The organism is uncultured Pontibacter sp. (assembly GCF_947499215.1).
Lineage (GTDB): Bacteria > Bacteroidota > Bacteroidia > Cytophagales > Hymenobacteraceae > Pontibacter.
On sequence record NZ_CANMNI010000001.1, the window covers coordinates 140,427 to 163,677 of the forward strand.

22 protein-coding genes are annotated in these 23,251 nt (G+C 49.5%); 12 read left to right on the forward strand and 10 right to left on the reverse strand.

Annotated features, from left to right (window positions below; all coding sequences use genetic code 11):
- Positions 1–47 precede the first annotated feature (47 nt).
- Complete coding sequence (locus Q1A04_RS00575; protein ID WP_299699721.1) at positions 48–1,307, reverse strand: ectonucleotide pyrophosphatase/phosphodiesterase; 1,260 nt, start codon at positions 1,305–1,307, stop codon at positions 48–50.
- Positions 1,308–1,479: 172 nt separating this feature from the next.
- Here Q1A04_RS00575 and Q1A04_RS00580 point away from each other — a divergent pair, with 172 nt between their 5' ends.
- Positions 1,480–2,859 carry an MBL fold metallo-hydrolase gene (locus tag Q1A04_RS00580; RefSeq protein WP_299699724.1) on the forward strand — a complete coding sequence of 460 codons (1,380 nt, stop codon included), beginning with the start codon at positions 1,480–1,482 and terminating at the stop codon, positions 2,857–2,859.
- 15 nt (positions 2,860–2,874) lie between these two features.
- Here Q1A04_RS00580 and Q1A04_RS00585 read toward each other — a convergent pair whose 3' ends face one another.
- Together Q1A04_RS00585 and Q1A04_RS00590 are read right to left on the reverse strand one after the other, a co-directional pair.
- Positions 2,875–3,336 carry an RES family NAD+ phosphorylase gene (locus tag Q1A04_RS00585; RefSeq protein ID WP_299699727.1) on the reverse strand — a complete coding sequence of 154 codons (462 nt, stop codon included), beginning with the start codon at positions 3,334–3,336 and terminating at the stop codon, positions 2,875–2,877.
- Positions 3,333–3,761 (reverse strand): antitoxin Xre-like helix-turn-helix domain-containing protein, encoded by a 429-nt coding sequence (locus Q1A04_RS00590; protein WP_299699730.1) that lies wholly within the window; start codon positions 3,759–3,761, stop codon positions 3,333–3,335. Before Q1A04_RS00590 ends, Q1A04_RS00585 begins: the two co-directional genes overlap by 4 nt.
- Before the next feature lie 156 nt (positions 3,762–3,917).
- On the opposite strand from Q1A04_RS00590, the gene Q1A04_RS00595 reads away from it, so the two are divergent.
- From Q1A04_RS00595 to Q1A04_RS00605, 3 genes are all read left to right on the forward strand, one after another.
- On the forward strand, positions 3,918–4,643 hold the full coding sequence (locus Q1A04_RS00595; RefSeq protein ID WP_299699733.1) for a hypothetical protein: 726 nt from the start codon (positions 3,918–3,920) through the stop codon (positions 4,641–4,643).
- A 76-nt stretch (positions 4,644–4,719) separates the two neighbouring features.
- Positions 4,720–5,439, forward strand: coding sequence for a hypothetical protein (locus tag Q1A04_RS00600; protein WP_299699736.1), 720 nt, complete (start codon positions 4,720–4,722; stop codon positions 5,437–5,439).
- A 35-nt stretch (positions 5,440–5,474) separates the two neighbouring features.
- Positions 5,475–6,353, forward strand: coding sequence for an OmpA family protein (locus Q1A04_RS00605; protein ID WP_299699739.1), 879 nt, complete (start codon positions 5,475–5,477; stop codon positions 6,351–6,353).
- Positions 6,354–6,462: 109 nt separating this feature from the next.
- Here Q1A04_RS00605 and Q1A04_RS00610 read toward each other — a convergent pair whose 3' ends face one another.
- Entirely contained in the window at positions 6,463–7,029 is a 567-nt protein-coding gene (locus Q1A04_RS00610; RefSeq protein WP_299699742.1) for a DUF2062 domain-containing protein, read from the reverse strand.
- A 206-nt stretch (positions 7,030–7,235) separates the two neighbouring features.
- On the reverse strand, positions 7,236–8,339 hold the full coding sequence (locus Q1A04_RS00615; RefSeq protein WP_299699744.1) for an AI-2E family transporter: 1,104 nt from the start codon (positions 8,337–8,339) through the stop codon (positions 7,236–7,238).
- Between the two features lie 73 nt (positions 8,340–8,412).
- Here Q1A04_RS00615 and Q1A04_RS00620 point away from each other — a divergent pair, with 73 nt between their 5' ends.
- The gene (locus Q1A04_RS00620) at positions 8,413–9,792 is read left to right on the forward strand and encodes a DEAD/DEAH box helicase (RefSeq protein WP_299699747.1); all 1,380 of its coding nucleotides are present in this window, start codon (positions 8,413–8,415) and stop codon (positions 9,790–9,792) included.
- A 178-nt stretch (positions 9,793–9,970) separates the two neighbouring features.
- On the opposite strand, the gene Q1A04_RS00625 is transcribed toward Q1A04_RS00620, so the two are convergent.
- The gene (locus tag Q1A04_RS00625) at positions 9,971–10,258 is read right to left on the reverse strand and encodes a hypothetical protein (protein ID WP_299699750.1); all 288 of its coding nucleotides are present in this window, start codon (positions 10,256–10,258) and stop codon (positions 9,971–9,973) included.
- A 110-nt stretch (positions 10,259–10,368) separates the two neighbouring features.
- Here Q1A04_RS00625 and Q1A04_RS00630 point away from each other — a divergent pair, with 110 nt between their 5' ends.
- The 4 genes from Q1A04_RS00630 (at position 10,369) to Q1A04_RS00645 (ending at position 16,010) form a co-directional block, all read left to right on the forward strand.
- Complete coding sequence (locus tag Q1A04_RS00630; RefSeq protein WP_299699753.1) at positions 10,369–12,624, forward strand: MMPL family transporter; 2,256 nt, start codon at positions 10,369–10,371, stop codon at positions 12,622–12,624.
- A 60-nt stretch (positions 12,625–12,684) separates the two neighbouring features.
- Positions 12,685–13,269, forward strand: coding sequence for a hypothetical protein (locus Q1A04_RS00635; protein ID WP_299699756.1), 585 nt, complete (start codon positions 12,685–12,687; stop codon positions 13,267–13,269).
- A gap of 162 nt (positions 13,270–13,431) precedes the next feature.
- Positions 13,432–15,372: an AAA domain-containing protein gene (locus Q1A04_RS00640; protein WP_299699759.1), complete on the forward strand. Its 1,941-nt coding sequence runs from the start codon at positions 13,432–13,434 to the stop codon at positions 15,370–15,372.
- A 122-nt stretch (positions 15,373–15,494) separates the two neighbouring features.
- Entirely contained in the window at positions 15,495–16,010 is a 516-nt protein-coding gene (locus Q1A04_RS00645) for a peptidylprolyl isomerase (RefSeq protein WP_299699762.1), read from the forward strand.
- Positions 16,011–16,074: 64 nt separating this feature from the next.
- Here the strand turns inward: Q1A04_RS00645 and Q1A04_RS00650 are convergent, their stop codons facing one another.
- Positions 16,075–16,671: an ACP phosphodiesterase gene (locus Q1A04_RS00650; protein ID WP_299699766.1), complete on the reverse strand. Its 597-nt coding sequence runs from the start codon at positions 16,669–16,671 to the stop codon at positions 16,075–16,077.
- A 132-nt stretch (positions 16,672–16,803) separates the two neighbouring features.
- Here Q1A04_RS00650 and Q1A04_RS00655 point away from each other — a divergent pair, with 132 nt between their 5' ends.
- Positions 16,804–17,298 (forward strand): pyridoxamine 5'-phosphate oxidase family protein, encoded by a 495-nt coding sequence (locus tag Q1A04_RS00655; RefSeq protein ID WP_299699769.1) that lies wholly within the window; start codon positions 16,804–16,806, stop codon positions 17,296–17,298.
- A 122-nt stretch (positions 17,299–17,420) separates the two neighbouring features.
- Positions 17,421–18,158, forward strand: coding sequence for a spheroidene monooxygenase (locus tag Q1A04_RS00660; RefSeq protein WP_299699772.1), 738 nt, complete (start codon positions 17,421–17,423; stop codon positions 18,156–18,158).
- Between the two features lies 1 nt (position 18,159).
- On the opposite strand, the gene Q1A04_RS00665 is transcribed toward Q1A04_RS00660, so the two are convergent.
- The 3 genes from Q1A04_RS00665 to Q1A04_RS00675 all read right to left on the reverse strand — a co-directional run bounded on the left by Q1A04_RS00665 (position 18,160) and on the right by Q1A04_RS00675 (position 20,304).
- On the reverse strand, positions 18,160–18,777 hold the full coding sequence (locus Q1A04_RS00665; RefSeq protein WP_299699775.1) for a LysE family transporter: 618 nt from the start codon (positions 18,775–18,777) through the stop codon (positions 18,160–18,162).
- Positions 18,778–18,842: 65 nt separating this feature from the next.
- The gene (locus Q1A04_RS00670; protein WP_299699778.1) at positions 18,843–19,538 is read right to left on the reverse strand and encodes a DUF1003 domain-containing protein; all 696 of its coding nucleotides are present in this window, start codon (positions 19,536–19,538) and stop codon (positions 18,843–18,845) included.
- Positions 19,539–19,653: 115 nt separating this feature from the next.
- Positions 19,654–20,304, reverse strand: a complete 651-nt coding sequence (locus Q1A04_RS00675) for a DsbA family protein (RefSeq protein ID WP_299699781.1) — start codon at positions 20,302–20,304, stop codon at positions 19,654–19,656.
- Positions 20,305–20,460: 156 nt separating this feature from the next.
- Between Q1A04_RS00675 and leuS the strand changes: the two genes are divergently transcribed.
- Positions 20,461–23,232 carry a leucine--tRNA ligase gene (gene leuS / locus Q1A04_RS00680; RefSeq protein WP_299699783.1) on the forward strand — a complete coding sequence of 924 codons (2,772 nt, stop codon included), beginning with the start codon at positions 20,461–20,463 and terminating at the stop codon, positions 23,230–23,232.
- Positions 23,233–23,251: the final 19 nt, after the last annotated feature.

Sequence of the window (23,251 nt, forward strand, 5' to 3'; positions counted from 1 at the left end):
TCTCTGAAGCGGGCTTTTGCTTTTTATACCTATCGGATTTTATAGATTTATTTGAGTGTCTTCTCCACCAAGTGCCTGCTGCCGTCTATCTTGTGCGTATAAGGCAGTCCCAGTATCTCGGCTATCACAGGATAAACGTCCACGTTCCTAAAGCTCTCCACTTTTATACCTTGCTTAAAGGCTGGTCCCCACGCATAAAAGACCGTGTGCATTTCTTTTACCTTGGTCGCGTCATACCCGTGTTGACCCGGCGCGGGTGGTCGTGATGAAAAATGAAACACCTTAGGCGCATCCGTCAGCAGCAATATATCGCCAATGCGGCCATATTTGTCGTCCTTTGTGCCATAGCGCAAGTGCTTTGGCATTTTTTTCTTGGTATACACGGCATACTCTTTCGCTTCCTTTTTGAGCTTCCGGTAAGTTGGCTTTACTGCTTTTTTATCTTTGGCGTGCAGCTCCACCACCATGCCTCCTCCCGATACCATAAACTTGGACGTGTCGATTGCGGCAGGCATGGGCAGGGTGTTTTTTGTATCTACTGCCAGCATGCCGTGGTCTGACACAAACACGTAATTCACCGGCAAACCGGTTTGGGCGACAGCTTCGGTCAGCATTTGCATGTGCTTGTCGAGGTCCTGCACCGCTTGTCTGGTTTCAGGGGCCTCAGGGCCATAGCGGTGGCCGGCATGGTCTACTTCCGGTAAATAAAAAGTGATCAAATGCGGTCGTTTTTCCTCTGGCAGCTCGAGCCAGTCCACCACTGTCTGGATGCGGCGCTCTATAGGAATCACCTCATTATATATGTAGTGATAAGTAGACAGTATACCTTGAATGGGCGCTTCGGAACCGACCCAGAAAAAGCTTGCAGCGAGCATTTGCTGTTGCTCGGCCAGCACCCAAAGCGGCGTGCCGCCATACCAGCTGCCATCTTCCACTTTGCTGCGGTCGCGCATGCTGTAGTGCTCTTTGCGCTGCGGGTCATAAAAATGATTATTGATGAGTCCGTGGCTCGACGGGTATAGGCCGGTCACGATAGAGTAATGGTTCGGGAAAGTCTTGGAGGGGAAAGCAGGTAGCATCGACTCCGCCTCTACTCCTTCAGCGCGCATGCCCTTTAAAAACCGGGCGTCGTACTTGTCGGCGTAATCGTAGCGGAAACCGTCTGCGGAGATGAGAATGACATAAGGCTTTTCCTGTTGTGCCGGGCTGTTATACCTGTCGGCGATAACACGCTGCACCGTGTCTACCTGTGCGAATGCCGGTCCCTGCCATAGCAGAAAGATCAGCAGAACAACAATCTTCTTCATGGCACGAAGATACGGCAAAAGCTGTGTATGCTCCACTTTCGAGTGTTATTATACTGTTAGCAGCATGCTATTCGGAAAATATGAGGTATAAATAAAATATTAAAAAGAAACATTTGTCATTATTCCGTACAGAAGTAATACATACCTTGGCACCAAAACAAGACAGAATAAGATGCTACACGAAACTCCTCCTTTCACACTGACATTTCTTGGTGGTGCAGGCACTGTTACCGGCTCCAAGATGCTTTTGAAAACCGACAAGCATCAGGTACTGATCGACTGTGGCCTTTTTCAGGGACTCAAGCAGCTCCGCCTGCTCAACTGGCAAAAACTGCAACTGAATGTGGAGGAGCTCGACGCCGTTATCCTTACCCACGGCCACCTCGACCACTGCGGTTACCTGCCTGTGCTCACGCAAAACGGCTACAACGGCCCCATTTACGCCACCACCCCTACCCGCGATGTGACCGAAATCATCCTGCGTGACAGTGCCAAGATACAGGAGGAGGACGCCTCTGAAGCAAACCGCAAAGGATTCTCCAAGCACCATCCGGCCAAGCCGCTCTATACCTCCGGCGATGTAGACCAGACCATGCCGCTCTTTGAAACGCATGAAGACAATGAGTGGGTGATCATCAACGAGGACTTCAAATTCTGTTTCCGGAAAAGTGGGCACATACTCGGCTCTGCCTTTGTGGAGCTGAAATGCAAAGGCCGCAAAATTGTTTTTTCAGGAGATATCGGACGTCGCAAACCACTTCTGATGGAGCCGCCCGCTTTTGTTCGGGAGGCAGACTATCTGGTGCTGGAGTCTACGTACGGCGACAGGATGCACGAACAAGCCTCGGCGTATGATGAGCTGCAGGCATATGTACACCATACCCTTGAAAAAGGGGGCGTACTGGTGATTCCTAGTTTTGCCGTGGAGCGGGCTCAAGAACTTTTGCTCATTCTTAACACCCTGCGCGAAGACCGCAGCATACCGCCTATACCGATCTACCTTGACACGCCCATGGGCATTGACGTGACGGAGCTATACCTGCACCACCGCCCTTGGCACAGTCTGAGCGATGCCGAGTGCCGCACCATGATGAACAATGTGCATGTGATTCGTGATTTTGAACAGACCCTGCGTGTGCTGGACAAACCGGGCCCAAAGATTGTGATTGCGGGAAGCGGCATGGTGACTGGTGGTCGTGTGCTCTACTATTTGCAGCGGCTGATCGACGACCCCAAGAACACCGTGCTATTGGTGGGTTATCAGGCGCCGGGCACAAGGGGCAGTTTGCTTTTGAGCGGTGCCACCGAAATTAAAATGCAAGGCAATTACTATCAGGTGCGAGCCGAGATCCAGCAAATATCTTCTCTCTCCGCCCACGGCGATCAGTCAGAATTACTCTGGTGGCTGAGTCATTTCAAAGAAGCCCCGCTAGAGGTATTTTTGAACCATGGAGAAGCACAGGCCCTAGAAGCCCTTCGATTGAAAATAACTGATACCTTGGACTGGAAGTGCACGATAGCCGAAATGGGCACCACCTATGAACTGCACTGATAATCCGATTGGTGTTTATTTAATAAACAGGCGCTTGTCGAATGCGAATGGTTCGGTCTTGAGAATGCGGACTTTGTGGAAATCCGGATGGCGTGGATTGGCTAGGTAATTAAATGTACCCTGCACCGTGGCGGAGGGTACATTTAGGATCAAGTGCTTTTCATCTAGAACGTAGGTGTCGCCGATTTTCTGCGTTACGTTGGCATGCGGAAAGGACTTCCATGCAGTCGGCAGATTCTTTTCCTCAATCACGTCCATCGAGGCGTCGTCTGGCAGTTCTATCGTAACGAGGTGATAGTCTTTGGGGACAATGCCCAGCGGCATGTGCACGGCTATCTCCACGGTACACAGCGCGATGGACTCGCTGGTATAGAGCACAGCGGTTCCTTTGCTGTTCCAGCGGCCCCCTGCCAGTTCGGCGCCTTTGCCAGAAAGGTCATTGCAATAGAGTTTTCGACTGAGCCGGTATACGATCATGCCAGCACGCCGTGTTCAATGCGGGTAAGTTCGTCGCGCAACAGACCGATGCCAAATGTGCTGTCGAGTAATTCTTTGGGCCGTATACCGCCCAATGCCACGTTTTTCGCTTCGAGCCAAGCATCAAAATCCTCTTTTTCGCCGAATACCTCTAATCCTTTGTTGTACACGAGTGTGATCTCAAGGATTTTTTCAGAGTGCAAGGGGTCAAATTTTCGTTGCTCTTTTTTGTAGCGCTGAAATGTGCGCTCTGATAGGTGCAAGAATTCAGACCACTCCCCTATACTGAAAGGAATTTTGTCTGCGATATTTTGAAAGGTGGCATACTTGATCCCCTCGCGCACCGTCGTGATGAGCATGAAAACATCGCGATCGTCTATCAGACTGTAGCTGATGCCATTGGTTAGTTTAAGAGCCTTTCCCATATCAATAATCCTTTTCTCAAATATACGAAACTTGTCTATTTAAATACGTCATGTGTCGCATTTTATTTTTATAAATCAAGATGGAGCCAACTCAATCCAGAGGTACTAAAATAGACAAGATGGTCGTTAGTACCCAAACCACAAAATAGAACAGACATGCGAAGTTGGATAATAGCCGCCGGGATCGCGCTTTACGCAAGCCTTGGCGCCTGCAGTTCCCATAATGTCATTACAGAAAACAGGCATTCGCCCAAGCCTGAGTTTAGATTAGCTGACGTCATAACCGTAAAGCAGCCCGCCACGGCAGAGGAAAAACAGCAACAAAAGATATTTCTGGACAAGAACGCCAAACGCTTCAAGAGCCGCAAAGCCGCGTCTGCCTACTATGCGCTGGAAGCGCAACGAAACTTCAATGAGGCAAAGCTGGACTCGGCTACCTTGCTGTTTGGCCGGGCTTGGCTCATGGACAGCACCAATAATGACGTGTACTGGGGCTATGGTCTGGTATTCGGGCAGCAGAAGGAGTATGACAAAGCGCTCTACATTCTGTACTGCGCCCTCGATAAAGACCAGCACAACCCGAGACTCCTAACCGATCTGGCCACCAGTCACCTTGGGCGCTTCTATGCCGAAAGCAACCCGGAAGATCTGATGCAGAGCCGTAAACTCTTAGAGAGGGCCGTACGCTATTCCCCTGACAAAGCGGACGCCTACTACAAGCTGGCCGTCAGCCACTACTACTTGCAAGAGTACGCGAAGGCTTGGGATTACCTGCACAAAAGTATCAGCAGGGACAAAAACATGGCCGACACCGCCTTGATAGCTGCTCTGCTCGAAAAACAGCGCGATCCGGCTGGTAAATATGAACGGCAGGAGCTGTAATCATTTGTAAATTCGATGCTTGTGATGTAGTTTTAGAATTCAATAGAGTATACCCACACTTCTTGAATTTCATCACATGAAGAGAATAATACTGGCTGCATCAGCGCTTTTAATCAGCGCGTCCGCCGTTTTTGCGCAGAACCAACCTACTACTGCAAACCCTAAAGTATTGCCGATGTTTGGTAAGCAAGCCAAAACGGAAGCGCAGCAGATGGCCGACGAAAAGTTTCTGACTAGCTGCGACAAAAGTTTTACCAGCCGCACCGAGGCTAGCAATTTCTTTATGGAGCGCGGTTGGGAGTATTATAATGAGGGTCAGGCGGACACGGCTGTTTATCGCTTTAACCTTGCTTGGTTGCTGAACCCGGATAACCATAACACCTACTGGGCATTCGGTTTAGTAGAATACAGCAAAGGCAATTCAAAAGTGGCAATCGACATGTACGAGCGTGCTTTAAAGTATCAGCCTAACAACTCCCTTTTACTGTCTGATGCGGGGACAGCCTTAGTCTCTCAGTTTAACACTGATAAAAAGAAAAAGAATCTCAAGCAGGCCGCTGCTTATTTAGACCGTGCAGTGGCAATCGATTCTGCGAACGCCTTTGCCCTGTCCGGATTGTCACAAGTGCGTTATCATCAGAAAAAATACGCGGAAGCATGGGACTATTTGCACAAAGGCCGTGACATCAACATGCAGTCGCTGGACTACAACTTTCTGGCGGAGCTGATGGTCCGCATGCCTGACCCGAAAGGCATGTTCCGTAACGAAGCCCAACCTGCCGAACAAGCCCAATAGCACTTACACCCGAAGTACCAACCTTAACAATTGATATGAAAAAGAATTTCTACAGAACCTCCCTCCTTCTGTTGGTCGGAAGTTTGTCGCTTTCTTCCTGCGTGGTTTCCAAAAAGAAGTACGAAGACCTGATGGCCCGCAAAAACGCACTGGAGCTAGACAAGTCGGATCTGGAGCAGCAGAAGAGCACCTTAGAGCAGCAAAAATCCGCTCTGGAAAGTGAAAAAGCCCAACTAGAGCAGGAACGCGCCGAGTTGGAGCGCCAGAAAGCTGAATACCAACAGAGTCTGCAGCAGGCCCTGAAAGAGGGTAAGGCACTGGGCGAAACCCTGAATATGAACAAGTCGCAGATCGACAAGCTGAACGCCGACCTGAAAGCCCGCGAGCAGCGTCTAGCCGAACTACAGCGTATCTTGGACGAGAAGGACAAAGCCGTGAATGCCCTACGCTCTAAAGTGAGCAATGCGCTTCTTGGTTTCAACGACAAAGACCTGACTGTGAACATCCGCAATGGTAAGGTATACGTGTCATTGGCTGAGCAATTGCTGTTTAACTCCGGCTCCACCAAAGTAGATCCAAAGGGGGTAGAAGCGCTGAAAAAACTCGCGACTGTTTTGAAAGAGCAGCAGGATGTGAATGTGGTGGTGGAAGGCCACACGGATGATGTGCCGATCGCACGCGGTACAGTAGGCATGCAGGACAATTGGGATCTGAGTGTTCTTCGCGCCACAGAGATCACCCGCATTTTAACACAGGCTGGTGTTCAATCCGACCGCGTGACGCCATCTGGCCGCAGCTTGTACGTACCACTCGACAACGCCAAAACAAAAGAGGCACGTCAGAAGAACCGTCGTACCGAGATCATCCTGACACCTAAACTGGATGAGTTGTTCCAAATTCTGGAGTCAGCTTGATCAGCATAAAGCACAAAATAAAAGCCAGCTTCGTAAAGGAGCTGGCTTTTTCGTTGAAAGTCGATGTATGCTTATCGTAGATGTAAGATGCTACACCTTAAAAATACCTCTAAGGCTGTATTTCGGTGTCAGGTACAGCTACCACAGGTACGGCTATCTCTGGTGCGGAAGCTAAAGGCATAGTTCCGGCAACAACAGGAGTGGGCTTCGGCAAAAACCTATGTAAAATTGGCAGCAATGCAAAGTAAAGTGCTACCCCAACAGGTACGGCCAGTATGGCCCATGCCGAAACGGCAGCCAGATTCGCTAGCCAAAGCTTGTTAAGAGCAGCCAGCCAGTCCAGCTTAAACATAGCAATCATTTCATCCAATGACAGTTTCAAATCATCAAGCCCAAACATAAAGATGCCTACCTTGATAAAAGGTATAATTAGTAAAAGTTGCAAAGGGTGCACTAGATAGCTTACGAGCACTGTTGCAGCAATATTCAATCTGAAGCGAGCAGCTAGCGCTGTTCCCATAACCGTTGTGACGCCAAGCGCAGGCAAAATGCCTACCACAGAACCGAGCGCAACCGTAACAGCCAGTTTGTGCGGCGTCATACCCTGCCGGAGCAGGTTGAGCACAGGCTGTGCGATGCGGCGTTTAAAAAATCCGGTGATAATGGTAGAGGACAAACCTTTGGCTAAAATTAAGTTATGTTGGATGATAGGATTATAAAGAAGACGCCCTAAACCTTAAAAGAGTTGCATCTGCTGTATCATAAATTCTGCTGCTAATCCTTTGTAGCTTAATGCTAGAAATTCTATAAAAGTAACCTGCTAACGCAAGCATTGTTTTACTTATTTCAACAGGAATGAAATTAGCTATCGCTTAACGAATTTTACTTCCTGATTCGTAGAAAACGTAAGATCTTGTCTATCGTCAGGGCGTGTTCTTCGGTGCCCTCTGTACCCAGCATAAATGAATAGGCTTGCAACTCGGGACTATTGTCAAAATAAATCTTGAACATACCTACAATGGGAACCGCCACGAACATACCTGGCAAACCCCATAGCATACCGCCCACTATGATGCTGAGGATCGTGAAAAGTGGGTTAATGTTTACTCGACTACCCGTGATATTAGGAGTCAAGATGTTGTTCTCGGTGAACTGAACGGCCAAAAAGAAAAACAGCACAGCTAGGGTTTTCTGCGGATCGCCCTGCACTACCAAGGTATAGAGCAAAGGTATGGCCCCGCCAATCAGCGTACCGAAGTAAGGTATAAAATTGATGAAGGCAGATACGATCCCTAACAAGATGGCATATTCCACCCCTATTAGCAGCAGGCCAGTGGAGTTGATAAAGCAGAGGATCAGAATCACGATAACGACCCCGCCCATATAATGCTTGGTCACATCCGAAATCTCATCGATCATTACCTTCACCTTGCCGTGCCTGTCTGATGGAAGCGCTCGCAATAAAAAACTCTCGAACTTATTGCGGTAATACAACATCAGAAAAATATAAACCGGCATCAGTGCAAATTTGGTTATGGTACTCGTTGTAGCCAGTAATATGTTAGCGATAGCCGTTCCACTTAGATCCAGTGCATTGTTTACCTGCAGACGAAGCCAGCGCTCGTTGGTCTGGTTGTCGTCTCCAAATTTACGATCAATATGCGCTTGCAGCATATCGATGTTGAGCAGCGCCTTTTCTTTCAGCTCAGGGAAATCGGTTAAAAAGACTGAAAGCTGTTTGTAAAGCAGTACCATTAACCCAGCAAAAAGGGCCATAGCCGTAATGATGGTGACAAAGTTAGCCAATAAGCGGGGCACCCCCCATTTCTCCATCTGTTTTACGATAGGATATAATAGGTAGGCAAACAGCAAGGCCATGACCAAAGGGTAAAGAAACTCGCGTGCTTCTACCAGTACGTATACGAGCAGCACCAAAAACAATAACCAATACGTCAGCTTCTTTACTCTCTTGTAATCGTTTGCCATACTCTTATTACTGAAAAAATAGAAGTAGGGATATATTGGAATCCGTACCTTTACGGTTCACGTACGCATGCCTATGGCTTCTTTTGATCAACTGGGACTCTCCCCTGCGCTTTTAGAGCGCCTCGCTGAGCTAGATTTTCACACCCCTACTCCAATACAGCAATCTGCTATACCTCCGCTCCTCAAAGGACAGGACGTAGCCGGACAGGCAGAGACGGGCAGTGGTAAAACAGCCGCCTTCGGTTTGCCTCTTTTGCAGCATATAGACACAAATAAGCAGCAGGTGCAGGCACTGGTGCTGGTACCCACCCGCGAATTGGCTGTGCAAGTACGTCACGAACTAAAGCAACTTGCCCAGAAGATCGACAACCTCAAGATCAGTGCTTTTTATGGTGGGCACTCTTTTTCACAGGAACGGGCTTCGCTTGCTTTCCCGCCGCAGGTGCTCGTGGGCACACCCGGCCGTTTGACAGATCATCTTTATCGCCAGACTGTTGACTTTAGTCAGGTGCGCATGCTTGTGCTCGACGAAGCGGATAAGCTCCTCGAAATGGGTTTTGCTGATGAAATAGACCAGATACTAGAAGCTATACCTAAAAAGCGGCAGGCTGTGCTATTCTCAGCCACTATGCCCGACGAGGTGAAGCAACTTATTTCAGAGTCGCTTAAGAATCCGCAGTTTGTGCAGGTGTCGCCCAATGCTATACCTGATCTGGTGCGGCTGACAGGTATAAAAGTAGCGCAACCTGATAAGCAGCAGGCTTTGCTCCACCTCCTGCAAAGCATCAACCCCGCCGGCACGGTCGTATTTTGTAACACTCGCGGCGCCTCCGATGATGTGGCAGCCATGTTGGCCAAACACGGCTTCGGCGCCCGTTCACTGCATGGTGGTATGGAGCAGCAGGACCGTGACAAAGCCATGACACTCTTCCGCAACGGCACCACACAGGTATTGGTCGCCACTGACCTAGCCGCACGAGGTCTCGATATTGCCGCGCTCAAGAACATCATCCACTACGAACTGCCAGACGACGAAGCCGCCTACCTGCATCGCAGCGGTCGCACTGGTCGGGCCGGACGAAGCGGCGAGGTCTATACCTTCGCCACCAACCGTGATGAGCAAAAGCTGCGTGACTGGGGATTGGTGCGCATGGATGAGTGGCTGAACACTACTGAGCTAGCTGCTCGTGTTGAAAAAGCTGCCCCGGAATCGACCGAAGCCTATGCGACCCTTCATATCAATGCTGGCCGGAAAAACAAACTCAGTCCAAGAGATATTGTAGGTGCTTTAATAGCTGCCGCCGGCCTTAAAGCCGATCAGATTGGTCGCATCGAAGTGCAGGACAAAGCCAGCTATGTGGCTATACCTGCGGATCGGGCTACTGAAATTGCAGAGGCGCTTTCGATTGGAAAGATAAAGGGTAGGAAGTTCAAAGTAGGATTGGTGAAGTAAATGCAATTGTCATCTCGAACGTTTGTGAGAGATCTGGGGAAATTTAGAATGATGTCTATGATCCAGATTTCTCCCGTTGGTCGAAATGACAGAAAAGAATCGTACGCAATCTATACCTATAATAAAAAAGGGGACCCACTGAAATATCAGTGGTCCCCTTTTTAAATACAGAACAAACTTAGCGTTGTTCCTTCGTTTCTTTAGCAGCTTCAGCTTTCGGTGCGTCTTTTTTGGAGCAGCACGACATAGGCGCAGCGGCAGTGGCTTTACCATCTTCTTTTGCCGCAGTAGAGGCAGTCGTCATATGGCAGGACTCAGCTTTTTCGCCTTTACGGGCTTTTTTGGTTTTGCCGTTTTTGTCCGTGTGCTCCATTTTGCATTTGCCACCTTCGCAGGCGAGGGCTGGCGAGGCCATTCCGGCACCTACAAATCCTGCCAGTGCCAGCGCTAAAACGATCTTCTTCATATCTCTTGGTTTATCGATTGTTTAAACAGAAATCAACCCTTTGTTGTTAGGTGAGTAAATATACACGTTCTACCCAATCACCAAAATGATCATCATCATTTTTTAATCCCTTGAGCCACAAAACCAGCAGTTTACTTGTCCTAACCGTCATTGCGATCCTGACGGCTCTCAGCGTTTTCTACGCCTCCCGTCTGCGTTTCGATTATAACTTCGACAACTTCTTCCCGAAGGGTGATCCGGATCTGGCTTACTACTTCAGCTACCGCGATAAGTTCGGCAACGACAACGATTATTTGCTGATAGGCCTCGACAAAGGAGGCAGCCTGTTCGACCAGCAATTTCTGCAGAAGGTCGACACACTCACCCGCTTTATGCAGCAACAGCCGCATGTAGAATCGGTGCTCTCTCCTACAACCGTTAAAAGTCCGATCATTGAGCAATTTGGCTATTTCGAAATACCCTACCTGCATCCAGACGAGCCCGAGCGCTATACCCAAGACTCCACGCTGGTCTACCAGAGTCGCGAGTTGGTGGGCACACTGTTTTCAGAGGACGCCACGGCCGTTTCGCTGTTCGTGCAGACAAGCGACGATCTGGGCAAGGAACCCGGCGACTCCCTGATTGCCGCTATGTATGGCGAGATCGAACGGTTGGGTTTGCAGGAGCACCATGTGGCCGGAAAGGTACTGGCGCAGTCGGTCTTTATCGAGAAGATGAAGATCGAGCTGGCGATATTTATGTCGGCCTCCATCCTCTTGGTTATCCTGTTTTTGTGGATCGCCTTCCGCACGCTTTGGGGTGTGCTGTTGCCATTGGTGGTGGTGCTTCTTTCTGTGCTCTGGAGCCTCGGGGTAATGGGACTGTTCAACAAGCCCATTGATGTGATGACGGTCTTGCTGCCAACCATCATGTTCGTGGTGGGAATGTCCGATGTGATCCACATCATGTCGCGTTACATCACCGAGATTGGGCAAGGGGCAACTAAAATACAAGCACTGCGGGTCACGATCCGGGAAGTAGGCATGGCCACCTTGCTGACTTCGCTCACCACCTCTGTTGGCTTTCTAACGCTACTCACTACCTCCATAGTACCGATAAGGGAGTTCGGGTTATTCACAGCCATTGGTATTGCGCTTGCATTCGTGCTGGCTTTCACTATGCTGCCAGCTATTCTACTCTTGAATAAAATACCCAATCCACGGCGTGCCCGACGTTCTGATTTGTCGTGGCCGATGCTTTTACGGCGTGTCTATACCTTCGTGTTGCAGAAGCCTTACCCGATTCTCTATGCGAGCATGGGCATTGTGTTGGTTTCCCTGATCGGAATCAGCATGATCAAAGTCGACACTACTTTGCTCGAGGACCTCGGCGATGATGACCCGATCATCAAGGACTTTCAATACTTTGAGGAAAAGTTCTCAGGCGTTCGTCCCTTTGAGTTGCACTTAATTGCCGGTCCTGATAAAAGTATGTACGACCTCGAGGTGCTGCAGGAAATCGATCAGCTGGAGACTTACCTCTACCAATCTTACGGCCTCAACTTCATCACCTCCCCTGCTACCGTGGTCCGTTCTATCCACCGCGCCCAAAATGGCGGTTTACCAGACTACTATACCCTGCCCGCTAACGAGCGGGAGATGCAACAAGTGCAGCGGCGGCTGGCTGCTTTCAGCAAGCGAAGCGAACTGCGGGCTGTCGTGACGGCTGACCAACAGGAAGGCCGTTTGGCTGGCAAAATGACGGATGTGGGCAGTGTGCGAGCCGCCGAGCTCAATGACTCGCTACGGACGTTCATTGATCAGCACATCAACCCTGAGTTCCTGCAAACTCGCATTACGGGCAGTGCCGTGATGCTCGACAAGAATAACGATTATGTGGTCAGCAATATGCTACAGGGCTTGCTGATCGCTTTTCTGGTGGTGGCTATCCTAGTAGGCTTCATCTTCCGCTCGCTTCGCATGGTCCTGATCTCGCTTGTGCCCAATATTATCCCCTTGCTGATGATCGGGGGCATCATGGGCTATTTGGGCATCAACATGACGGTGTCGGTTTCCATCATCTTCACCATCGCTTTCGGTATCGCCGTGGATGACACGATTCACTTTCTGGGCAAACTCAAAGTGGAGCTGCGGAAAGGCAAGTCACTGCCATACGCTATTAAGACGACTATCATCTCAGCTGGCAAGGCGATCATCATCACCTCCTGCATTTTAGTGGCCGGTTTCATGACGCTGGTGCTTTCTACCTTTGATGCCACCTTTTATGTGGGGGTATTTGTGAGTCTCACGCTGGTTTTTGCCGTGGTGGCCGACCTCTTGCTTTTGCCCGTGCTGATCCTCTATTTTTACAGGCCAAATCAAAAATAATTTGTGCCTAATCCAATAAGGATGGCCATATTTGCGTGATAGAGTAAAGCATTCCTTTTTATGATGATGAAGAAACTACTGGCTATTTGCTTTTGCTGCCTTTGGTTTGTGGGCGCGCAGGCACAGGAACAAGCACCACCGCAAGAAGACAAACTCAGCCGTCTGATGGGCGAGCGTGAGCAGTTGATTCTGGAGTACCAGTACTACAGCGGGCAGAACAGCAACTTCTGGGGCAAGCAATCCAAGAAAGACCTCCTCAACATCATCGATACCCTCAAAGAGATTATCCGCAAAGACTCCGAACTGATTGGGGCCGTGAAAGAGGTCAGCGTGCGCAAGATTGCCGAAAGCACCGTGGAGAGTCAGCGGGCCGGTAAAATGATCCAACAGGACGAGCGCCTCATCAACAACCAGATCTCCGACCTCAAAGGGCAGATCAGCACCCTCGAAAGTCAGGCCAAGAAGCGGGAACGTGCCATTCTTGACCTGAAAGAACAACTGAAAGCCACCGACGAGGTGCGCTACGGCAAAGACCGTGTGATTGCCATTCTGGGTGGTGCTGCCTTCATTATGTTCCTTTACGCCGTGTTCCTGCAGATCAGATTGAGCACCAAGAAGACGCCCAAAAAACGCAAGAAGGCCTAAGGCCGTATAGCTGCCACAGGTATAAGGAACAGCCTGTTCCAGCGGAATTATTTAGCACACGCTTTTTGTTATATGACGATACCTTTTCAGGTATTGACAATCAAGACAAAAGCTACGGAAAAGGCTGGCGCTTCGTACCCAGCCTTTCTTTTTTAGATAAGCATGATCGATATTTTTGAAGAACTACGGCAGGTACAGGACTTGCTGAAAATAGAACAGGAAGAAGACCGGCAGCAATACAAGCTGAAGGCATTGAAAAGCACGATCACCGAGCGCAAACAAATGGGTCTTTGCTGGTATCCGGTCGTGATCTCAAAAGAAGAGATCGGTTTTGGCAACAAAGTAGTGATCGAGCTGGAGCGAACCTCCGACCGCGACCAGCTGCACCTTTTCCAGCCCGGCAAAACAGCCTCCCTTTTTATAAATAGCGCTGAAAAAGCCAGCCTCAGTGGCGTGGTGCTGGGCGTAAAGCGCAACAAGGTAATCCTAGCCACGAACAAGGAAGATCTGCCTGACTGGGTGGGAACTGGTCGCATGGGCATCGAGCTGACCTTTGACGAGATCAGTTACCGCGAGATGGAGATTGCCCTGAAGAAGGTGCAGGAAGCCAAAGGTTCACGTCTGGCCGAGCTCCGTGATATCATGCTAGGTATAAAGCCCGCCTCGTTCACAGACGAGAAGCTGGAGGAGATACAGGTTTTGAACGAGTCACAGAACGAGGCCGTGCAGAAAATCATGCAGGCTAAGGATGTTGCGATCATTCACGGGCCTCCGGGCACGGGCAAAACCACGACGCTGGTGCAGGCCATCCTCCATACCTTGAAATCGCAGAAGCGCTTGCTGGTAACGGCTCCTTCCAACACGGCCGTTGACTTGCTGACCGAGAAGCTGGCCAACGAAGGCGTGAATGTGATCCGCATCGGTAATCCTTCACGCGTGTCGGATGTGCTGTTGGAGCACACTTTGGACGCGCAGGTCATGGCGCACCGTGCCTACAAAGACCTCAAGAATCTGCGCAAGACGGCCGAGAAGTATAAGCGCATGGCCTTCCAATTTAAGCGCAAGTTCGGCCATCAAGAGCGGGCGCAGCGGCAACTATACAAATCCGAGAGCCACCGCCTGCTCGACGAGGCCGACAATGTGGAGCACTACATCACCGATGACCTCCTCGACAATGTGCAAGTCATCACCTGTACACTCGTGGGGGCGGCGAACAAAGCGATTCGTCACCTGACGTATGACACGGTGTTTATCGACGAAGCAGCACAGGCCCTCGAGCCGGCTTGCTGGATTCCGATCAGCCGCACCAACCGTGTTGTGCTGGCCGGTGACCACTGCCAGTTGCCTCCTACTATTAAGTCATTGGATGCGGACAAGGGCGGCTTGAGCGTGACTTTGTTTGAGAAGTGCATCAATCGTCAACCGGAAGTCTCAGTAATGCTGAAAACGCAGTACCGCATGCACCACCACATCATGCAGTTCTCGAACCAGCAATTTTACGGCGGTGAATTAATAGCGCACGAAAGCGTGCACAGCGCCGAGTTGCACGGGTATAACACGATCTTCGCACCCGACATGGCGGTTGAGTTTATCGACACGGCCGGCTGCGGATATAACGAAGCGGAAATGCCGGAAACACAAAGCTCTGCCAACCCGGAAGAGGGTGACCTTCTGATTAACCATTTGTCGAATCTCCTGAAAGATTATGACGAGGAGGAAGAAGTGGCACCGCTGAAGATCGGAGTGATTGCGCCTTACCGCGCCCAGATCAATTACCTGCAGGACAAAGTAGAGCATACGCCGCGACTGCACGATTTACATCAAAAGCGCCAGTTGAGCATCGGTACCGTCGACAGTTTTCAGGGGCAGGAGCGCGACATTATCTGCATGAGTTTGGTGCGCAGCAATGAACGCGGCGAGATCGGTTTTTTGGCAGACGAAAGACGCATGAACGTGGCCATGACCCGTGCCCGTCGCAAGTTGATCATTGTCGGAGACAGCGCTACGCTTTCTACCAATCCGTTCTTTGCGGAATTGATTTCCTATGTGGAGAGCATTGGGGCTTATAAAAGCGCTTGGGAGCTAACTGAGAGCCTGCCTTAGCGTAGGTATAAGTTTATATTTTATTTATTCATCATCAGAGAGTAGTTCAAATATAACCGAGTGAGTTATGCTTCTCCGGTTAATCTTTCTACCTTTCTGATACCAAACCAAAACACACAATTATGAAAATTGAGAAAAACAGAGTGGTGACGCTCTCTTACGAGCTCCGTATTCAGAACGAAAGCGGTGAGCAAACCCTCGTTGAAACTGCCAATAACGAAAATCCAATGGTGTTCATATACGGCATGAGCGGCCTGCCAGACCAGTTCGAAGAAAACCTTGACGGCAAGAGTGCTGGTGACGAATTCGACTTTAAACTTGACTCGAATGACGGTTACGGTGAGTTTGACCAGAACGCAGTAGTAGAACTGCCGATGAGCGTGTTTGAAGTAGAAGGCGGCATTCCAGAGAACATGCTGGAAGTGGGCAACTTCATCCCGATGGCGGACAGCGAAGGCAATCAGCTGCAGGGCCGTGTAGCCGAAGTAAAAGACAATGCTGTACTAATGGACTTTAACCATCCACTGGCTGGCAAAGAACTGTTCTTTAAAGGCAAGGTAGAGAAAGTACGTGAGGCAACAGCTGAAGAACTGGACCACGGTCACGTGCACGGCGAAGGCGGTGTGCATCACCACTAAGAATTAAAAAAAATCAGAAGGAAGGAGTCGCAGGTATAGCGGCTCCTTTTTTTTATACCTAGTGCTATACTACCTTTCTCAATTCCGGCAATACCTCCTCCACATAAGCGATCAGCTCTGGGAAGAACAAAGAAAAGTCTGCGTCATACAAGGTATAGTTCTCCAGCAACTCCTCTCCCGCTCTTTCCATGCCTGACTCAAACGAAGTGCGTCGGCTCAGTCCTCCGAGGGCCTGCGCTATACCTGAAACCTCAGCATAAGACAAGAGCCAGTTTTGCCGCATCATGTAAGGAAAGAAATACTGTACCCGCTCCGGCAGATTTGGCAAGTGGGAGTTGATCAAGGTATAAACGCGGGAAGTATACGCTTCCAGTGATTCCAAAGAAAACTCCCCAAAACGGTTTGCAAGAAAATGGTCAAAGTACAGATCGGCCACCACCGGAGCATATTTCCGGAAATGAGGTCGCAAGCGGGCTTTGGTCTCGCTTACGACGGGGTGCGTGTCAGTGTAGGTATCAATCAGGCGATGCAGCTTGATGCCCCGGGCAATACCGGTTGGGTACCGCTCCAGCTGTTTTCCCTTCACAGCATCGGCTATAAAATTGCCCAGTAAAAGCTCTTCGTCGTCGCCTGACAGGAAAATATGGGCCAGATAATTCAATGGTTCGGGGTTTGGTTCAGTTGCAATATAAACATCTTATACCTGATTCGGTTGTAAAGGTATAGCTGAAACGGGCATAAACACTTTAGGGTATTAGCCCGTACCACTTAAACACATACAACCAATAAAACTATGAACAACGACAGAAAAGAAAATCTGCAGAAACTGATAGAATTGATAGAGGACATAGACTTTACTATGATGACGACCGTTGATGACGACGGAAGCTTGAGAAGCCGTCCTATGAGTACCCAGCAAATCGGGGAAGATGGGGTGATGTGGTTCTTCACTGGCTACGAATCAGGTAAGTCACACGAAATTAAAAACGATTCTCATGTGAACCTGAGCTACTCAAAACCGTCTGACAACGTGTTTGTTTCGGTTTCAGGCAAAGCAACCCTATCCAAAGACAGAGCGAAGATTGAGGAGCTATGGTCTCCTGAACTTAAAGCTTGGTTCCCGGGTGGGAAGGAGGATCCAAATGTCGGGCTTATCAAAGTCGTTATTGACAAAGCCGAATATTGGGACTCCCCCAATAGTGCTGTTACCCACTTGATTGGTTTCGTAAAAGCGACTTTGTCTGGCGAAAGCTACGATCCGGGTGAGAATAAAAAGATAGACCTATAGGTATAGCTCCAGCATAGAAATTACTGGAAACACCTGCCAAACATTTCCGTTCGGCAGGTGTTTTTGGTTTATTCGTTTTGTAAATTGCACATACAGTAACCCTCTTTTAATACCCGAATCCCGTGCGACAAATCTCCCCCCAGTCCGATCGACTTACTACCCTCACGCTTTTTGGTTTTCGGAAAGGCCATATTCGTTGGGGTTTAGCCCAAATGGGCACCAAAGGCGCCGAATTAGACCAAATTCCCGGCTTGCTCTTTCACAAATTGCTAGGCAGTGGACAAGGCAAAGGGTTCAGCATTAAGCCCAACTTTAGAAGGTATGGACTGATGTGCACATGGGAAAGCGAAGAGGCTGCAGACGAGTTTTTGGAGCGCTCTGAGTTGATGATGGAATACCGTCTGCATGCGAGCGAGATCTGGACAGTAAAACTTGTCCCAACACAGGCGCACGGACTTTGGGACGGGGTGCAGCCATTTACGCCACAACTTTTTGAAAAACAGCACGAAGGCCCGATAGCTGTGCTAACCCGTGCCTCCATCAACTGGAGGGCGCTGCCGCAGTTCTGGCGCTTCACCCCAAAAGTAAGCAAGGCACTCGATGAGGCGAAAGGGCTAATCTGCTCTATCGGTCTCGGAGAACTGCCACTTATCCGGCAGGCCACCTTTAGCGTCTGGGAATCGATGGAAGCCATGAAAGCCTATGCCTATCAGGGCGAGCTGCACAAAGAAGTGATCAAGCGCACACGGGCCGAGAAGTGGTACAGCGAAGAGCTCTTTGCACGCTTTATACCCGTCGAAAGTCAGGGTCTATGGAATGGCGTGAACCCGCTAGCCTCTGTGCTTAGTGCAAGCGAATAAGCTATACCTTCAGCATACCCAGAATTCCAAATCCGATAATACTTAGGCTACTGATGATGTTGAGTATTTGGATGGACTTTGGGTTTTTCATGTACCTGCCCAGTGAAGCCCCAAAAGTCGCCAGTAGGGTTTGAATGATTACGCTGCCCAAGAATATGGCGATGGACAAGTTAAAAACCTGCAATACCCCAAAATCTGGCTTCACCAGCTGACCTGAGAATCCAACAAAGGCCACGATAGTCAATGGATTGACGACTGTGAGCAAGTATGTAGAAGTTAAGTAACCCAGTTCTCCTTTTTGTACCGCAGAAGTATGATAGTCTTTGGCGGCGTCACTGATTTTTAGACTACCCAGCAGCATCCATAATCCGAATAATATAAGAGCTCCGGATGCTACCCACGAAAAATAGACCTGATTCATGTTAAGGTAGCTTACGAGGATAGAGCCTACCGTAAAGGCCACCAGTGCATAGGTCAAGTCTGCCAACGCAGCTCCCACCCCACAAAGCACACCGCTTCGGAAGCCATACACCAATCCTCGATTAATAATTAAAATGGCGATAGGACCAACAGCGACCGCCAAGGTCACCCCAAATACAAATGCTTTTAAATAATCCATTTCTGTCAATTATTAGATTTCAGACAGATGACGGCTGAAGGTATAAAAAGACGCAAAGAATGGGCTTATTTTCGCGAGCGGTTCAGTATATCCTCCATCAGGTCGACCTGAATCTGTTGTATTTCCAGCAGACGCTGGTTCTGGTGTACGATCAGGTGGTCGATCTTTTCATGCAACAGCCGAATCTCCAGTTCCGCTTTCAGGTTTACTTGGTAGTCGTACTCCGATCGTTGCCGGTCTTTCACCTCTTTTCGGTTCTGGCTCATCATAATGATAGGTGCTTGTATAGCCGCCAGACAGGACAGGATAAGGTTGAGTAATATGAAAGGATACGGGTCAAAAGGACGAGTGGCAAGCAGGTATACGTTCACCATCATCCAGAGCAAAATGAACCCAAAGAATGCCATTATAAAGGTCCAACTGCCACCAAATGAAGCGATTTTATCTGCCATCCGGTCACCCAGTGGAAGGTTCTCTTGCAACTCCTCCTCAATGTTGGTAGAAAGCAGCTCATTTTCCTGTATGCTGTCAAGTACCTCTTTTTCAAGTTCCGATATCTCACCTAGCTCTTTCTCTAAGAGTTGCTCCAGATACTTCTTGCGGTAGATATTAAGATTCCCCACCGCCACATAGGATTCATCTGTAAAATCGGGGTAATCGACTTGAATTAATTTAAAGATAGGCCGCCGGATCGTTGCTCCCAGTACCAGTTGGTTTAGAGGGAGTTGCCTTTTGGTGAGGTGGCATACGGCGGTTTTCAAGTCCTGCGATTTGGGTTTGAGACTGACTTAGACTTGTACGTAATTTGCCGGGCAGGTATAAAAAAACGGACTGACAATTTGTGCCGGTCCGTTCTGATAATATTGTAAACGCTACTTAGTGTTTAGCTCCTTTTAGCGCCTCTTCCAATTTAGCCTTCAGCGCGTCGTATAAGTAATAGCCACGGCTCAATAAACTCAAGTTATGCCCAACGAGTAGGTATACGCTTGGGAAAGCATTGGCTTGCAAGTGGCGGGTGATCAGGAAATCTTGCTGTGTCTTTTCTTTCATTTCATCGGAGTGAAACTTCTCCAAGAAAGTATCTTCCGCTATACCTAGTCCTAGTGCGATCTCAGCCAGCACCTCCGCTTTGGTTACATCATTGTTGCGGGCATAAAAGGCACGCTGCACCTCTTCGGCCATCTCCAGTTCCTTTTCTGGCTGCAGGTAGCGCATAGTTACCACAGCGCGGCAGCCCGGCTCTGTGTCGTACACAAAACTGTCCCGCTCAAAGAAACCGAAATCAAAAGCCTGTTCTGTCGCCTTCTCCACTTCCTGCCAATGTTGCTGTACTGCGGCTTTCATCTGGTCATCCATTGGCTCGGTTGTACCCGGACGCAAGCCACCCAGCACCAGCTTAAAGTTCAGTTTACCTTCCTGTTCTTTTTTGAGCTGATGCAGCACCGGCGCAAATCCGTAGCACCAAGAGCACATCGGGTCCATTACGTAAATAATGTGCGGCACATCCAGCAGATCGTATTTTTCCATTTTATTCTGTTTTGCTTCAAAGTGCAAAGGTACTTTTTTGATTGATAAATGGCTATATGGTTAAACCCAACAATTTAGCCATTCATCCATTTAACCATTTCGCAATTATAAAGTATCTTTACAGCTTGTTTAGATCAAGCGAATTCACGATAAACTATGTCAGAGTATAATTTCAATCAGATTGAGAAGAAGTGGCAGCGTTACTGGGAAGAAAACCAGACGTTTAAAGCCACCGAAAACACCGATAAGCCGAAGTATTATGTGTTGGACATGTTCCCCTACCCGTCTGGCGCGGGTCTACACGTAGGTCACCCACTCGGTTACATCGCCTCTGATATCGTGAGCCGCTACAAACGCTCCAAAGGATTTAACGTGCTGCACCCGATGGGCTTTGACGCCTTTGGTTTGCCGGCCGAACAATACGCCATTCAGACGGGTCAGCACCCGGCCATTACGACGGAGCAGAACATTGGCCGTTACATTGAGCAGTTGAAGAACATCGGCTTCTCTTACGAGTGGGAGCGCGAAGTGCGCACCTCTGACCCAAGCTATTACAAATGGACGCAGTGGATCTTCATGCAGTTGTTCAATAGCTATTATGACTATACCTCTGACAAAGCCGAGCCTATTGACAAACTGACTGCCGAATTTGAGGCAAACGGAAACGCCAATATTAAGGCTGCCTGCGACGAAGACACCTCTGCCTTCACGGCCGAGGAATGGAAAGCCATGAACGAACAGGAGAAAGCGCAGACACTCTTGAAGTATAGACTGACTTACGTAGCCGACGCTGTGGTGAACTGGTGCCCTGCCTTGGGTACGGTACTGGCGAACGACGAAGTGAAAGACGGTCTTTCGGAGCGCGGTGGCTACCCGGTAGAGCGCAAACTGATGCGCCAGTGGATGATGCGCATCACGGCCTACGCCGAACGCCTGTTGCAGGGCCTCGACACCATCGACTGGCCCGAGCCGGTGAAAGAAATGCAGCGTAACTGGATCGGCAAGTCGGTAGGTGCTGAACTGGACTTCGCCATAGAAGGTGGTGCCTCTGAAAAGATCAAGGTATTCACGACCCGTATTGATACCATCTACGGTGCCACTTTTGTAGTACTGGCGCCAGAGCACGAGCTGGTAAATGAAATCACGACCGATGACCAGCACGCTGAAGTGGAAGCTTATGTGAACGTAGCCAAAAACCGTTCGGAGCGCGAGCGTATGACCGACGTGAAAACGGTGAGCGGTGTGTTCACCGGTGCATACGCCATCAACCCGATTTCTGAAGAGCGTGTTCCTATTTGGATCGCGGACTACGTGCTGGCAGGTTATGGTACAGGTGCCGTGATGGCCGTACCGGGCCACGACTCCCGCGACTATGCCTTTGCCAAGCACTTCAACCTGACCATTAAGGAGGTGGTAGCCGGAGGAAATATCGAAGAAGAAGCCTATGCCGGTAAAGAAGGCAAGATCATCAACTCCGGTTTCCTAAACGGGCTGGAAGTAAAAGAGGCAATCAAGGCAGGTATAGCCAAAGCCGAAGAACTGGGAGTGGGCAAAGGCCGCACCCAGTTCCGCATGCGCGACGCCGTGTTCAGCCGTCAGCGCTACTGGGGCGAGCCGGTACCGGTTTACTTTAAAGACGGTATACCGCACTTGCTGGATGAAAGCGAACTGCCACTGGAGCTACCGAAGATCGACGCCTACCTGCCAACTGAGACAGGTGAGCCACCGCTTGGCCGTGCCGTGGACTGGAAATATCAGGATCAGTACGAATACGAACTGAGCACGATGCCGGGTTGGGCTGGTTCGAGTTGGTACTGGTACCGCTACATGGATCCGCAAAACGATCAGGCCTTCGCTGACAAAGCCAAGGTGGAATACTGGCGCAATGTGGACTTATACATGGGTGGTGCTGAGCACGCTACGGGTCACCTCCTCTACTCCCGCTTCTGGAACAAGTTCATGTTCGACCTAGGGCTGGTAGTTGAGCAAGAGCCATTCAAAAAGCTGATCAACCAAGGTATGATTCAGGGTCGCTCGAATTTCGTGTACCGCGTGAAGGACAGTAACACTTACGTATCCCACGGTCTGCGCAAGCAATACGACACGACTCCCCTGCATGTGGACGTTAACATCGTCGAGAATGACGAGTTGGATATGGAGGCTTTCAAAGCGTGGAGACCAGAAAACGCCAATGCCGAGTTTGTGCTGGAAGACGGAAAGTATATCTGCGGCGTTGAGATCGAAAAGATGTCGAAGTCGAAGTACAATGTGGTGAACCCGGATATACTCGTAGAGCGCAACGGTGCCGATACCCTGCGCATGTACGAAATGTTCCTAGGCCCATTGGAGCAGTTTAAGCCATGGAACACCAACGGCATGGACGGCGTGACCAAGTTCTTGAAACGCTTCTGGAATCTTTTCCATAGCAATAATGGCAACTTTGCCGTGACGGACGAGGAGCCAACAGCTGCGGAGTTAAAATCGCTGCACAAGACCGTGAAGAAGGTAGAAGAAGACATTGAACGTTTTTCGTTCAACACTTCGGTTGCCACTTTCATGATCTGCGTAAACGAGTTAACGCCCCTTAAGACGAATAAGCGGTCTATTCTGGAGCCTCTTACCATTGCACTGGCACCTTATGCGCCGCACATTGCGGAGGAACTTTGGGAGAAGCTAGGTCACAAAGAGAGCATCACGTTCGCTCCGTTCCCGGCTTGGGATGAAAAGTACCTCGTGGAAAATACGTTTGAATACCCGGTATCCGTAAATGGCAAGACACGCGGGAAGCTTTCCTTTGCCACTGACACACCGCGCGAAGATATGGAAAAGGCGGTTTTGGCTGACGAACAGATTGTGAAGTTTTTGGAGGGAAAAACACCAAAGAAAATTATCATCGTCCCTAACAAAATCATCAACGTAGTGGTATAAGGATTTCCATCTTACCACT